Origin of the sequence: Serratia rubidaea, from assembly GCF_016026735.1 — a bacterium.
In the GTDB taxonomy this organism is placed as follows: domain Bacteria; phylum Pseudomonadota; class Gammaproteobacteria; order Enterobacterales; family Enterobacteriaceae; genus Serratia_B; species Serratia_B rubidaea.
In genome coordinates this window covers 4,967,452-4,980,500 of record NZ_CP065640.1, presented here as the reverse complement: position 1 = coordinate 4,980,500, position 13,049 = coordinate 4,967,452, and the positions used below count along the sequence as shown (strand labels likewise).

Genomic DNA, 13,049 nt, shown 5'->3' with positions numbered 1-13,049 from the left:
TATTGTTTTTTATGGAGAAAAATATGAACTTTCGCCTGACTGGGCTGGCTTTCGCAACGGTGTTGCTCGTCGGGTGCGCCAGCACCCCTGAGAATGAACCCCAAGGGCGATCCGATCCTTTGGAAGGATTCAACCGGACGATGTTCGATTTTAACTACAACGTGCTGGATCCCTATGTGCTGCGGCCGGTGGCGGTAGCCTGGCGTGACTACGTGCCGCAGCCGGCGCGTAACGGCCTGAGCAACTTCACCTCCAACCTGGAAGAGCCGGCCAGCATGGTCAACGCCTTCCTGAAGGGCGACCCGTACCGCGGGATGATCCACTTCAACCGCTTCTTCCTGAACACCATCCTCGGTATGGGCGGCCTGATCGACGTGGCCGGCATGGCCAACCCGAAACTGGCGCGTGAAGAGCCTAACCGTTTCGGCAGCACGATGGGCCACTACGGCGTCGGCTACGGCCCGTATGTGATGCTGCCGGGCTACGGCAGTTTCACCCTGCGTGACGAGGGTGGCGACTGGGCCGATACGGTCTATCCGGTGCTGAGCTACCTGACCTTCTGGATGTCGGCCGGCAAGTGGGTGGTGGAAGGCATTGAGACCCGCGCCCAGCTGCTGGATTCCGACGGGCTGCTGCGCAACTCTTCCGATCCGTACCTGATGGTGCGTGAGGCGTACTTCCAGCGCCACGACTTTATCGCCAACGGCGGCGTGCTGAAGCCGGAAGAGAACCCGAACGCCAAGGCGATTCAGGGCGATCTGGACGATATCGATTCAGCGGAATAACCGCAGCGTTAAGCGATATAAAGAAAAACCCGCCAAACGGCGGGTTTTTTTATCGCGGATGCGGTCGGGCGTAACTTAGAAGGTGTAGTTGAAGTTAGCGCCGTACAGCCAGGCTTTACCTTCAGACTCGAAGGTGTATGGGCCTTCTTTGACGGTCACGTGCTGGCCGTGCATGTAGGAGACGCCCACGTCCACCGAGGCGTTCTGGTTAAACGCGTAGGTGGTGCCGGCGCTCAGCCAGAAGCGGTCCTGATCCGGGATGGAAATGGAGCGGTTCTGCGCCGGTACCGGGCTGTCATCGAAGGCGATACCGGTACGGAAGGTCCAGTTATCGTCGTAGTAGTAGGTGGTGCCCAGCGCAATGCGGTAGGCGTCCTTGAAGCCTTCATGCTTCTCGAACAGCGTCTGGCCGTTGCTGCCGGTGGCTCTCAGCTCCTGGAACTGGCTCCAGCTGGTGTACGCCAGGCTGTAGTGAATGGCCCACTTTGGCGCCACCTTGTTATAACCGGAAATTTCCCACATCTCAGGCAGATGCAGCGACAGAGAGCCAGGAATGGTGTTGCCGTCGGTGCCCCATGGCAGACCGGTCATGCCCTGCATCGGGTTATAGGCCGACGGGATGCTGCTCTTGTAATCGCCGTCGAAGTCGACTTTGATTTCAGAACGGTAGGTCAGGCCGTAGCGGTTGTTTTCATCCACTTCATACAGGATGCCGGCGTTCCAGCCGTAGCCCCACTCGTCACCCTTCAGGTGCGAAATCTGGGTGTCGGCAGGCATGCCGACCGCGGCGCCGCTTTCGCCGGCGTAGCGTTCGAGCTTGGCTTTCGCGTACAGCGCATCAAAACCGAGGCCGAAGCTGAAGTGTTGGTTCAGGCGGTATGCGGCGCTCAGATTGAGGTTAACGGTGGTCAGATCGGTTTTACCGCCGTACGGGCCTGCGGTATAGCCGTCGTTAAATTCGGTCGCCAGGCCGTAGTTGCTGGTGACCGAGCCGCCGACGGCCCACTGGTCGTTCAGCGGGTGAATATAGTGCAGGTTCGGGATCCACTGCGCCGGCGCGATGTTTTTCGCATTCAGGCTGTTGCCGGAGCGCGAGGTGCCGGAAATATCCACGTCCGGGTCAACAAAGATGGCGCCGGCGGAGAAGGTTGGGCGATCAAACATCATCATGGTCGCCGGGTTGCGGCTGGCTGAGGTGGCATTGTCGGCGACGGCGCCTTCACCAGAAAAAGAACGGCCTAAACCAGAAGAAGAGTATTCATTCAACTGGAATCCTGCGGCATACACGTTCGAAGAAATAATCGCCACTGCAGCTGCAAGAGCTGTTTTCTTGAATAGGTTTTTCTGGCTCATGACCAAAACCTCATTATGTGTTTATTATTTAAACTATGTTACACGCGGTAACAAGGAGCGCGGGATTGTAGGGTCCGTTATCCATCAGACAAATCAGACCAGTGGCTGAATTATAGGTCTGACCTGTTAAGATGTTGCAACTTTGTTTTTGAAATATTTCCAAGTTGATATCAAAAAAGAGATCTGCTTAACAAAACGCCAGCGGTAAATAACAAAATTCCTATCCTTTTTTATCAACTACCGATTTTTATTTGTGATTTCCATCACTTAAAACACCCACAGAGAGTAAGTGCTAGTGATCTGATCCGACGGGGAGTAAAATGGCTTACAGAATCTTGGGTCTTTGCGCCGGGTCACATTCCTGGCGTCGTGAGGAGAATTGACTATGTCAGATGCAATTAATAAATGCAGCGCGCAGGAAACAGCGGCGTGCTGCTGCGTGGATGTCGGCACCGTGATGGACAATACCGACTGCACCGCGTCCTACAGCCAGATTTTTAGCAGCGAGCAGGAAGCGCAGCAGACGCTGGCGGCGCTGACGGAAAAAGCGCGTTCGGTAGAGTCCGATCCTTGCGCGATCGACAGCAGCCTGCAGCCGGTGGACGGCGGCGTGCGGCTGAACGCTGATTTCACCTTTGCCTGCCAGGCGGAAACGCTGATTTTCCAGCTGGGCCTGCGTTAATCCCGCACGGTATTCTGCGCGGCGTCCGCCGCGCAGCCTCTCTTTAGCCCCTTGCGGGCCAATCCCCCGTTTTAAAGTTGCTCCTGCTCGCAGATTTCATCTCTGACGGTTTGCCAAATGTAAACATCTGGTTAACAATGACCTCATCAGGTCAGACCTGTTTGCGGATTGCGCTGACGTTACTTTCTTCAGGAGCATTTATGAGTAAGGCACTGCCGCTGGTCACCCGTCAGGGGGACAGAATTGCAATTGTTAATGGATTACGCACCCCGTTCGCCAAGCAGGCGACCGCCTACCACGGCGTGCCGGCGGTGGATCTCGGTAAAATGGCGGTCAGCGAGCTGGTGGCGCGCAGCGGCATCGATGCGGCGCTGATCGAGCAGCTGGTGTTTGGCCAGGTCGTGCAGATGCCGGAAGCGCCGAATATCGCGCGCGAGATCGTGCTCGGCACCGGCATGAGCGTGCACACCGACGCTTACAGCGTCTCCCGAGCCTGCGCCACCAGTTTTCAGGCGATCGCCAACGTGGCGGAAAGCATTATCGCCGGCAGCGTCAGCATCGGCATTGCCGGCGGCGCCGACTCCTCTTCCGTACTGCCGATCGGCGTCAGCAAGGCGCTGGCGCGCACGCTGGTGGACGTTAACAAGGCGCGCACGCTGTCGCAGCGTCTGAAGCTGTTCAGCCGGTTGAAATTCCGCGACCTGCTGCCGGTGCCGCCGGCGGTGGCGGAATATTCCACCGGCCTGCGGATGGGCGACACCGCCGAGCAGATGGCGAAGACGCACGGCATCGGCCGTGAAGAGCAGGATGCGCTGGCGCACCGTTCTCATCAGCTGGCGGCCAACGCCTGGGCGCAGGGCTGGCTGCATGACGAGGTGATGACGGCGTACGTGCCGCCGTATAAGGCGGAGCTGGCCGAAGACAACAATATCCGCAAAGATTCCAGCCTGGCCTCCTACGCCAAATTAAAACCGGCGTTTGATCGTAAACACGGCAGCGTAACCGCCGCCAACAGCACGCCGTTAACCGACGGGGCGGCGGCGGTGCTGATGATGAGTGAATCCCGCGCGCGGGAGCTGGGGCTGCAGCCGCTCGGCTATCTGCGCAGCTTTGCCTTCGCCGCCATCGACGTCTGGCAGGATATGCTGCTGGGGCCGTCGTACGCCACGCCGCTGGCGCTGGACCGCGCGGGCATTACGCTGGCCGACCTTACGCTGATCGATATGCATGAGGCCTTTGCCGCGCAGACGCTGGCCAACCTGAAAATGTTCGCCAGCGCGGCGTTCGCCCGCGAAAAGCTGGGGCGCGACGCGGCGATCGGCGAGGTCGATATGGAAAAATTCAACGTGCTGGGTGGTTCTATCGCTTACGGGCACCCGTTTGCCGCCACCGGCGCGCGGATGATTACCCAAACGCTGCATGAACTGAAACGCCGAGGCGGCGGTCTGGGGCTGGCGACCGCCTGCGCCGCCGGCGGCCTGGGCGCGGCAATGGTTGTGGAGGTGGAATAATGAGCGCAGCGATCAACGCACTGCATGAACAGCGGGCGCCGCAGACGGCGTTTCGCCTGACCCTGCGCCCGGACAATATCGGCGTGATTACCATTGACGTGCCGGGGGAAAAGGTCAACACGCTGAAGGCCGAATTTGTCGAACAAATAAATGATGTACTGATCCAGGCGCAGCAGCATAGCGCGCTGGAGGGGCTGGTGATTATCTCCGGCAAGCCCGATTCCTTTATCGCCGGCGCTGACATCACCATGATCGCCGCCTGCAACAGCGCGCAAGAGGCGCAGGCGCTGGCGAAGAAAGGGCAGAGCACGCTGGCGCAGCTGGCCGCTTTTCCGGTGCCGGTGGTGGCGGCCATCCACGGCGCCTGCCTCGGCGGCGGGCTTGAGCTGGCGCTGGCCTGCCATAGCCGCATCTGCACGCTGGACGACAAAACCGCGCTCGGCCTGCCGGAAGTGCAGCTGGGCCTGCTGCCCGGCTCCGGCGGCACGCAGCGGCTGCCGCGGCTGGTTGGCGCCGGCAAGGCGTTGGATATGATGCTGACCGGCAAACAGATCCGCGCCCGCCAGGCGCTGCGCATGGGGCTGGTGGACGATGCGGTGCCGCACGCCATTTTGCTGGAGACGGCGGTAGCGCGCGCCAGGCAGGGCTGGTCGGCGCGGCGCGAACTGCCGTGGCAGGAACGTTTACTCAATGGCCCGCTCGGACGCAGCGCGCTGTTCGCCATCGTACGCAAGAAGACTCTGGAGAAGACGCTCGGCAATTATCCGGCGGCGGAGCGGATTATCCAGGTGGTGCGCACCGGTCTGGATCAGGGCAGCGCCAGCGGCTATGAGGCCGAGGCGCGCGCCTTCGGCGAGCTGGCGATGACGCCGCAGTCAGCGGCGCTGCGCAGCCTGTTTTTTGCCTCCACCGCGCTGAAAAAGGAGCGCGGCGCGGATGCGCAGCCGCACGCTATTGCGCGGGTCGGCATTCTGGGGGGCGGTCTGATGGGCGGGGGCATCGCCTGCGTAACGGCGACGCGCGGCGGTTTGCCGGTGCGCATCAAGGATATCAATACTCAGGGCATTAACCATGCGCTGAAATACAGCTGGGAAGTGCTGGGCAAGCGGGTGCGCCGCAAGCGCATGCGTCCGGCGGAGCGGCAAAAGCAGATGATGCTGATTTCCGGCACCACCGATTACTGCGGCTTCGAGCAGGTGGATATCGTGGTGGAGGCGGTGTTCGAAGATCTGGCGCTGAAGCAGCAGATGGTGGCGGAGGTGGAGCAGCACGCCGCGCCGCATACCGTTTTCGCCTCCAATACCTCTTCGCTGCCGATTAGCCAGATTGCCGCCAAGGCGCAGCGGCCGCAGCAGGTGATAGGCCTGCACTACTTCAGCCCGGTGGATAAAATGCCGCTGGTGGAGGTGATCCCGCATGCCGCAACCAGCGCTGAGACTATCGCCACCACGGTGGCGCTGGCGCATAAGCAGGGGAAAACGGCCATCGTGGTGGCCGACCGCGCCGGTTTTTATGTCAACCGCATCCTGGCGCCCTATATCAATGAGGCGGCGCGCTGCCTGCTGGCCGGCGAACCGATTGAAGCGCTGGATCGGGCGCTGGTGGATTTCGGTTTTCCGGTGGGGCCGATTACGCTGCTGGACGAGGTCGGTATCGACGTCGGCACCAAAATAATCCCGGTGCTGGTGGAGGAGCTGGGGCCGCGTTTCGCCGCGCCGGCGGCGTTTGATGCGGTGCTGCAGGACGGCCGCAAGGGGCGCAAGAACGGCAAGGGCTTCTACCTGTACCCCAGCGAAGGGCAGCAGCGTCAGCGCAGAAAGCGCGCCGATACCTCGGTCTATACGCTGCTCGGCATCACGCCTAAGGCTCATCTGCCGCCGGCGGAAATCGCCCAGCGCTGCGTGATGATGATGCTGAACGAAGCGGCGCGCTGTCTGGAGGAAGGGGTGATTCGCAGCCCCCGCGACGGCGATATCGGCGCGGTGTTCGGCATCGGCTTCCCGCCGTTCCTCGGCGGGCCGTTCCGCTATATGGACGAGCTGGGTGCGGAGAAGGTGGTGAAAACCCTGCAATATCTGCAGCAGCAGCACGGCGAGCATTTTGCGCCGTGCGAACGTCTGCAGCGCATGGCACAACAGAACGAGCGCTTCTATCCCCGTTAGCGAACGGCATGGCGGCCCGATTTGCACTACAGTAACAACAGGGCCGCGATGTGATCGCTATCACTCCTTGCGACACCTGTAATCCCGGACGCTGTACAGGGGGATCGGTGCGAGGTAACGTAGGCAGTCGGCGGCGGAAGGTGCGCCGCCGGCGTGAAATTTCGCGCATTGCGCGTGAATTTTAACCTGTTGAATTGGTTGTAAAGTGAACGATGGCTTCGCGCAAAGTCGCGCCGGCGGCGAAAAAACGGCGTTTTCTTTGCGTGAACTTTCAGGCAAAATGCCCGGCCGCCATAGAGAGACGGCGCGTTATCGTTTGGAAGCACGATGTGCTTTTGCGTTAATCAGGGGCCCGGCTAATGCGCCGGAGCCATTGAAGCGGCTGCTGCAATTACGCAGTTATTTTGTCAACAACAGCGGTGCACTATGCAAGTTTTGATTATGCGTCACGGAGAGGCGGCACTTGATGCGGCCAGCGATGCGGTAAGGCCTCTTACCCTCTGCGGCCGTGATGAGTCACGTCAGATGGCGGCCTGGTTGAACACCAAGTCTGTGGATATTGAACGCGTGCTGGTCAGCCCTTATCTGCGCGCCGAGCAGACGCTGGAAACGGTGCGCGACGCGCTGACGTTGCCGAAAGAGGCAGAAGTGATGGCGGCGCTGACCCCGGGCGGTGACGCCGCGCTGGTGGTCAGCTATCTGCAGGTATTGGCGCAGCAGGGCGTGGAGTCGGTGCTGATCGTGTCCCACCTGCCGCTGGTCGGCTATCTGGTGGCGGAACTGTGCCCGGGCGAGTGTCCGCTGATGTTCGCCACCTCGGCGATTGCCTATGTCGAACTGGCGCAGGACGGCAGCGCCGGCAAGCTGGAGTGGCAGGTCAGCCCGTCACAGCTGATGGCGAAAGTCTGATAGCGCAATGCGCGCAAACCGCAAAGGGCGATGGTGAACATCGCCCTTTGTCATTTCTGCCGCCTAGTCGGCCAGCTCGACCAACAGCAGGATGGCGGCGCTGCCGCCCCATTCTTTCGGCGCCTGATGGAACGCCAGCACGTCCGGGTGCTGCGCCAGCCACAGCGGCGTCTGCTGCTTGAGAATATGTTTACCGTGCCCGTGCATCACGCAGGCGCAGTAGACGTGTTCGCGTTTACAGGCGGCGATCAGCGCCCCCAACTCCTGTTTGGCCTGCAGCTGCGTCAGCCCGTGCAGGTCGAGGAACAGATCCGGCACATAGTCGCCGCGGCGCAGCTTTTTCAGCTCAAACGGGCTGGCGCCGGGGCGCACGTAGCGGGTCGGGCCGTCTTCGTCCAGCTGCGGCTGAAACTCATCGGAAAAATAGAAACTGGCGTCGACCTGTTCCTGCAGCAGGCGCTGCGGCGGCGCCTGCTTGATTTTCGGCTTGGGCGGGCGATGGACGATGGTGTCCTGACGCAGCTTCTTGGCGCCCGTCACCGAGTCTCTGAAGAGCTGCAGTTCATCCTGGCTCAGCGGCGGTTTGTTCTTCATGGTTTTCATTCACTGACGGCTATTTTCGGCTAGTTTATCGCGTCGCGCGCGATCTGACGACGCAAAACTGTTGCCGTCAGGTTAAGCCAGGTTAATCAGAAGCGGCTAATCTTAACGCGATGGCCGCTTATTTCGCCCGCGGGCGGCGCATCGGCAACTTGCGGCGACGCGTATATAGCTGCTGATTTGTCGCGGGCTTCGTGGCAAACTATGCGGCTATCTCATGAATCACAGCCGCCTGCCGGAGGGCACATTGGACAAAATTTTCGTCGACGAAGCAGTGAACGAACTGCACACCATTCAGGATATGCTGCGCTGGACCGTCAGCCGCTTCAGCGCCGCCAATATCTACTATGGTCACGGAACCGATAATCCGTGGGACGAAGCGGTGCAGCTGGTTCTGCCGAGTTTGTATTTGCCGCTGGATATTCCGGAAGAGATGCGCAGCGCGCGTCTGACCTCCAGCGAGCGCCATCGCATCGTCGAGCGGGTGATCCGCCGTATTAACGAGCGCGTGCCGGTGGCCTACCTGACCAACAAGGCCTGGTTCTGCGGCCTGGAGTTTTACGTCGATGAGCGCGTGCTGGTGCCGCGTTCGCCGATTGGCGAGCTGATCAACGACCAGTTCAGCGGCCTGATCCCGCACCCGCCGCGCCATATTCTGGATATGTGCACCGGCAGCGGCTGCATCGCCATCGCCTGCGGCTACGCCTTCCCGGAAGCGGAAGTGGACGCGGTGGATATCTCCAGCGACGTGCTGGCGGTGACCGAGCGCAATATTCAGGCGCTGGGGGTCGAACATCAGGTGATCCCGATCCGTTCCGATCTGTTCCGCGACGTTCCCGCGATCCAGTACGATCTGATCGTCACCAACCCGCCGTATGTGGATGCTGAAGATATGTCCGACCTGCCGGAAGAGTTCCGCTTTGAGCCGGAACTGGGCCTGGCGGCGGGCAGCGACGGCCTGAAACTGGTGCGCCGCATTCTGGCCTGCGCGCCGGACTTTCTCAGCGATGACGGCGTGCTGATTTGTGAAGTCGGCAACAGCATGGTACATCTGATGGAGCAGTACCCGGATATTCCGTTCACCTGGTTGGAATTTGCCAACGGCGGCGACGGCGTATTTATGCTGACCAAGCAACAGCTGGTGGACTGCAAGGCACATTTCAGCATGTATCGCAGCTGATGATTTTCCCTGGCCTGCCGCGGCAGGCCTGATAACAAAACAACGGTAAGGAGCCGTGATGGCAGGGAACAGTATTGGGCAGTTATTCCGCGTCACCACCTTTGGCGAATCTCACGGGGTGGCGCTGGGATGTATCGTTGACGGGGTGCCGCCGGGCATCGCGCTGACGGAAGAAGATTTGCAACACGACCTGGACCGCCGTCGTCCGGGCACCTCGCGCTACACCACGCAGCGCCGTGAACCCGATCGGGTGCGCATTCTTTCCGGCGTGTTTGAAGGCGTGACCACCGGCACCAGCATCGGCCTGATGATCGAAAACACCGATCAGCGTTCGCAAGACTACGGCGCGATTAAAGACGTGTTCCGCCCAGGCCATGCCGACTACACCTACGAACAGAAATACGGCGTGCGCGACTATCGCGGCGGCGGCCGTTCGTCGGCGCGTGAAACCGCGATGCGCGTGGCGGCCGGGGCGATCGCCAAAAAATACCTCGAGCAGAAATACGGCGTGAAGGTGCGCGGCTATCTGGCGCAGATCGGCGACGTCAGCTGCGAGCTGAAGGACTGGGAGCAGGTTGAACAGAACCCGTTCTTCTGCCCGGACCCGGACAAGCTGGAGGCGCTGGATGAACTGATGCGCGCGCTGAAAAAAGAGGGCGACTCCATCGGCGCCAAAGTCAGCGTGGTGGCGGAGAACGTCCCGGTCGGCCTCGGCGAGCCGGTGTTTGACCGTCTGGACGCCGATCTGGCGCATGCGCTGATGAGCATCAACGCGGTGAAAGGCGTGGAGATTGGCGACGGCTTTGCCGTGGTCACCAAGCGCGGCAGTGAAAACCGCGATGAAATTACCCCGGAAGGCTTCCAGAGCAACCACGCCGGCGGCATTCTCGGCGGCATCAGCAGCGGCCAGCCGGTGATTGCCCACCTGGCGCTGAAGCCGACCTCCAGCATTATGGTGCCGGGGCGCACCATCAACCGTCAGGGTGAGGCGGTGGATATGGTGACCCGCGGCCGTCACGATCCGTGCGTCGGCATTCGCGCGGTGCCCATCGCCGAAGCGATGATGGCGATCGTGCTGATGGATCACCTGCTGCGCCAGCGCGGGCAGAACGGCGACGTGCTGTCCGACGTACCGCGCTGGTAACCGCGCCCTATCCGGGCATCGTCACGATGCCCGTTGTTCCGACGGCGCGGCATGGCGCCGGTCCGCATGGCGAAATCAATGGATATCACGATGAAAAAAGGGTTGTTGGCTCTGATGGCGCTGCTGGCGTCAAGCTCCGCGCTGGCGTTGACGCCGTGGCAGAAGATCGATCATCCGGTGTCGGGGGCGGCGCAGGCCATCGGCGGTTTCTCTAACGGCTGCGTGATCGGCGCCCGGCCGCTGCCGCTGAATGCGGCGGATTATCAGGTGATGCGTCAGGACCAGCGTCGCTACTTCGGCCACCCGGATCTGCTGGCGTTTATCCAGCGTATGACCCGCGCGGCCGGGCAGCAGGGGCTGGGCACGGTGCTGATTGGCGATATGGCGATGCCGGCCGGCGGGCGCTTCAGCAGCGGCCATGCCAGCCACCAGTCCGGTCTGGACGTGGATATCTGGCTGCAGCTGCCGCATCAGCGCTGGAGCGAGCGACAGCTGCTGAAACCGCAGCCGATCGACTTGGTGAGCGGCGACGGCATGCGGGTGCGTGATAATCAGTGGCAGCCGCAGATTGGTTCGCTGATCAAACTGGCGGCGCAGGACGACGAGGTGGCGCGCATCTTTGTCAACCCGGCGATTAAACAGCGGCTGTGCGACGATGCCGGCAGCGACCGCGCCTGGCTGCACAAGGTGCGGCCGTGGTTTGGCCACCGCGCGCATATGCACGTGCGGCTGAGCTGCCCGCCGGACAGCCTGGAGTGTAAGGATCAGGATCCGCCGCCGCCGGGCGACGGCTGCGGGGCCGAACTGGCCAGCTGGTTTGAACCGCACCAGCCAAGCTCGAAACCGGGCAAGCGGGTCGTGCCGCCGTTGCCGCCTTCCTGTCAGGCGTTGTTAGATAACCATTTTTCTGCGGAATAATTCATGGACTGGTTGATGGTCAGCCCCGAAATGCTCGGGGTGTTGTTTGCCGTGGCGTTACTGGCAGGTTTTATTGATTCTATCGCCGGCGGCGGCGGGTTGTTGACGGTGCCGGTGCTGCTGGCGGCGGGGGTGCCGCCGGCGGAAGCGCTGGCGACCAACAAGCTGCAGTCGGTGGGCGGCTCGCTGTCCGCCAGCCTGTATTTTATCCGTCGCAAGGCGGTCAATCTCGGCGATCAAAAGCTGACGATCCTGCTGACGCTGCTCGGCTCGATCGCCGGCGCGATCCTGGTGCAGCATATGCGCGCCGATCTGCTGCGGCAGATGCTGCCGCTGCTGGTGATCGGCATCGGGCTCTATTTCCTGCTGACGCCGCGCCTGGGGGAGAGCGACCGCCAGCGGCGTCTGAGCGCGCTGCCGTTCGGTCTGGTGGCCGGCGGCTGCGTCGGTTTTTACGACGGCTTTTTCGGCCCCGGCGCCGGTTCCTTTTACGCGCTGGCCTATGTGACGCTGTGCGGCTTTAACCTGGCGAAATCCACCGCGCACGCCAAGGTGCTGAACTTCACCTCCAACTTCGGCAGCCTGATCTTCTTTATCATCGGCGGTAAGGTGGTGTGGGGCATCGGCTTGCTGATGCTGGTCGGGCAGGTGCTGGGCGCGCGCATGGGCGCGCATATGGTGCTGACGCGCGGCCAAAAGCTGATTCGGCCGATGATCGTGGTGGTGTCGCTGGTGATGAGCCTGAAGCTGCTGTACGACAATCACGGCGCTGAAATCCAGCAGTGGCTGGCGATGCATATTTAACGGGTCAATCGGGCGGCGACGTGAAATAATAGCCGCCCTGTTTTTGTGGTTACTTTGAGTTTTTTTATGTCAGACACGCACCAATATCCCCAGCTGATTGAAATTTTTAATCAGTGCTTCAGCGACGATTACAACACGCGCCTGGTCAAAGGCGACGATGAACCGATTTACCTGCCGGCGGACGATGAGCTGCCTTACCACCGCATCGTGTTCGCCCACGGCTTCTACGCCAGCGGCCTGCATGAAATTTCCCACTGGTGCATTGCCGGCGCGGAGCGGCGCAAGCTGGTCGATTTTGGCTACTGGTACTGCCCGGACGGCCGCGATGCGCAGACGCAGAGCGAGTTTGAGGCGGTGGAAGTCAAACCGCAGGCGCTGGAGTGGCTGTTCTGCGTCGCCGCCGGCTTCCCGTTCAACGTCAGCTGCGACAACCTGAACGGCGACTGCGAGCCGGATCGCGTCGCTTTCCAGCGTAAAGTGCGCGCCCGGGTGCTGGAACTGCTGGAAAAAGGCATCCCTGAACGGCCGGCGCGCTTTATTCAGGCGTTACAATCGTTTTACAATACGCCGCCGCTGACGGCTGAGAGTTTTCCCTATCCGGAAGATTTGAACTGATTTTACTTTAAACCCCGCCTCTGGCCGGCGCGATGCCGCAGGGGAACATGAGGACATGCGATGATCGCTGAATTTGAAGCGCGCGTTTTGGCGCTGATTGATGACATGGTAGACCACGCCAGTGATGATGAACTGTTTGCCGGTGGCTATCTGCGCGGTCATCTGACGCTGGCGGTAGCCGAAGCGGAAGAGCAGGGCGAACACAGCGCCGAACAGCTGAAGGTGCGGGTTGAAGACAGCCTGCATAACGCCATTCGCGCCGGCGAGCTGTCGCCGCCCGATCAGGTATTGGTGGAAGCGATGTGGGAGAATCTGTACCAGGCCGCGCTGCCCACCGCCTGATGCCGCATGTTGCCGCCCCTCTCGCCGTGCGGGGAGAAGGGCGC

The 13,049-nt window shown here is 61.2% G+C and carries 13 protein-coding genes; 11 read left to right on the top strand and 2 right to left on the bottom strand.

What is annotated here, in order from left to right; all coding sequences use genetic code 11:
* Window positions 1–23: 23 nt before the first annotated feature.
* Complete coding sequence (mlaA, locus tag I6G83_RS23410; RefSeq protein WP_054306728.1) at window positions 24–785, top strand: phospholipid-binding lipoprotein MlaA; 762 nt, start codon at window positions 24–26, stop codon at window positions 783–785.
* A 75-nt stretch (window positions 786–860) separates the two neighbouring features.
* On the opposite strand, the gene fadL is transcribed toward mlaA, so the two are convergent.
* Window positions 861–2,138 carry a long-chain fatty acid transporter FadL gene (gene fadL / locus I6G83_RS23405; RefSeq protein WP_015673229.1) on the bottom strand — a complete coding sequence of 426 codons (1,278 nt, stop codon included), beginning with the start codon at window positions 2,136–2,138 and terminating at the stop codon, window positions 861–863.
* A gap of 385 nt (window positions 2,139–2,523) precedes the next feature.
* On the opposite strand from fadL, the gene I6G83_RS23400 reads away from it, so the two are divergent.
* From I6G83_RS23400 to sixA, 4 genes are all read left to right on the top strand, one after another.
* Window positions 2,524–2,820: a YfcZ/YiiS family protein gene (locus tag I6G83_RS23400; RefSeq protein ID WP_072186145.1), complete on the top strand. Its 297-nt coding sequence runs from the start codon at window positions 2,524–2,526 to the stop codon at window positions 2,818–2,820.
* 200 nt (window positions 2,821–3,020) lie between these two features.
* Window positions 3,021–4,331 (top strand): acetyl-CoA C-acyltransferase FadI, encoded by a 1,311-nt coding sequence (fadI, locus tag I6G83_RS23395; protein ID WP_054306708.1) that lies wholly within the window; start codon window positions 3,021–3,023, stop codon window positions 4,329–4,331.
* Window positions 4,331–6,493, top strand: a complete 2,163-nt coding sequence (gene fadJ / locus I6G83_RS23390) for a fatty acid oxidation complex subunit alpha FadJ (RefSeq protein WP_054306707.1) — start codon at window positions 4,331–4,333, stop codon at window positions 6,491–6,493. Before fadI ends, fadJ begins: the two co-directional genes overlap by 1 nt.
* A 426-nt stretch (window positions 6,494–6,919) precedes the next feature.
* Window positions 6,920–7,402 (top strand): phosphohistidine phosphatase SixA, encoded by a 483-nt coding sequence (gene sixA / locus I6G83_RS23385; RefSeq protein WP_054306706.1) that lies wholly within the window; start codon window positions 6,920–6,922, stop codon window positions 7,400–7,402.
* 63 nt (window positions 7,403–7,465) lie between these two features.
* On the opposite strand, the gene smrB is transcribed toward sixA, so the two are convergent.
* Entirely contained in the window at window positions 7,466–7,996 is a 531-nt protein-coding gene (gene smrB / locus I6G83_RS23380) for an endonuclease SmrB (protein WP_041412170.1), read from the bottom strand.
* A 253-nt stretch (window positions 7,997–8,249) separates the two neighbouring features.
* Here smrB and prmB point away from each other — a divergent pair, with 253 nt between their 5' ends.
* The 6 genes from prmB (at window position 8,250) to I6G83_RS23350 (ending at window position 13,005) form a co-directional block, all read left to right on the top strand.
* Window positions 8,250–9,182, top strand: coding sequence for a 50S ribosomal protein L3 N(5)-glutamine methyltransferase (gene prmB / locus I6G83_RS23375; protein WP_041411839.1), 933 nt, complete (start codon window positions 8,250–8,252; stop codon window positions 9,180–9,182).
* A gap of 58 nt (window positions 9,183–9,240) precedes the next feature.
* Window positions 9,241–10,326 carry a chorismate synthase gene (gene aroC / locus I6G83_RS23370; RefSeq protein ID WP_015673222.1) on the top strand — a complete coding sequence of 362 codons (1,086 nt, stop codon included), beginning with the start codon at window positions 9,241–9,243 and terminating at the stop codon, window positions 10,324–10,326.
* Between the two features lie 90 nt (window positions 10,327–10,416).
* A complete protein-coding gene (gene mepA, locus I6G83_RS23365; RefSeq protein WP_054306726.1) occupies window positions 10,417–11,244 on the top strand; it encodes a penicillin-insensitive murein endopeptidase in 828 nt (275 codons plus the stop codon).
* Window positions 11,245–11,247: 3 nt separating this feature from the next.
* Window positions 11,248–12,048: a sulfite exporter TauE/SafE family protein gene (locus I6G83_RS23360; protein ID WP_054306705.1), complete on the top strand. Its 801-nt coding sequence runs from the start codon at window positions 11,248–11,250 to the stop codon at window positions 12,046–12,048.
* A gap of 66 nt (window positions 12,049–12,114) precedes the next feature.
* The gene (locus I6G83_RS23355; RefSeq protein WP_054306704.1) at window positions 12,115–12,663 is read left to right on the top strand and encodes an elongation factor P hydroxylase; all 549 of its coding nucleotides are present in this window, start codon (window positions 12,115–12,117) and stop codon (window positions 12,661–12,663) included.
* Window positions 12,664–12,723: 60 nt separating this feature from the next.
* Window positions 12,724–13,005 carry a YfcL family protein gene (locus tag I6G83_RS23350; protein ID WP_015673218.1) on the top strand — a complete coding sequence of 94 codons (282 nt, stop codon included), beginning with the start codon at window positions 12,724–12,726 and terminating at the stop codon, window positions 13,003–13,005.
* The last annotated feature ends 44 nt before the right edge of the window (window positions 13,006–13,049 follow it).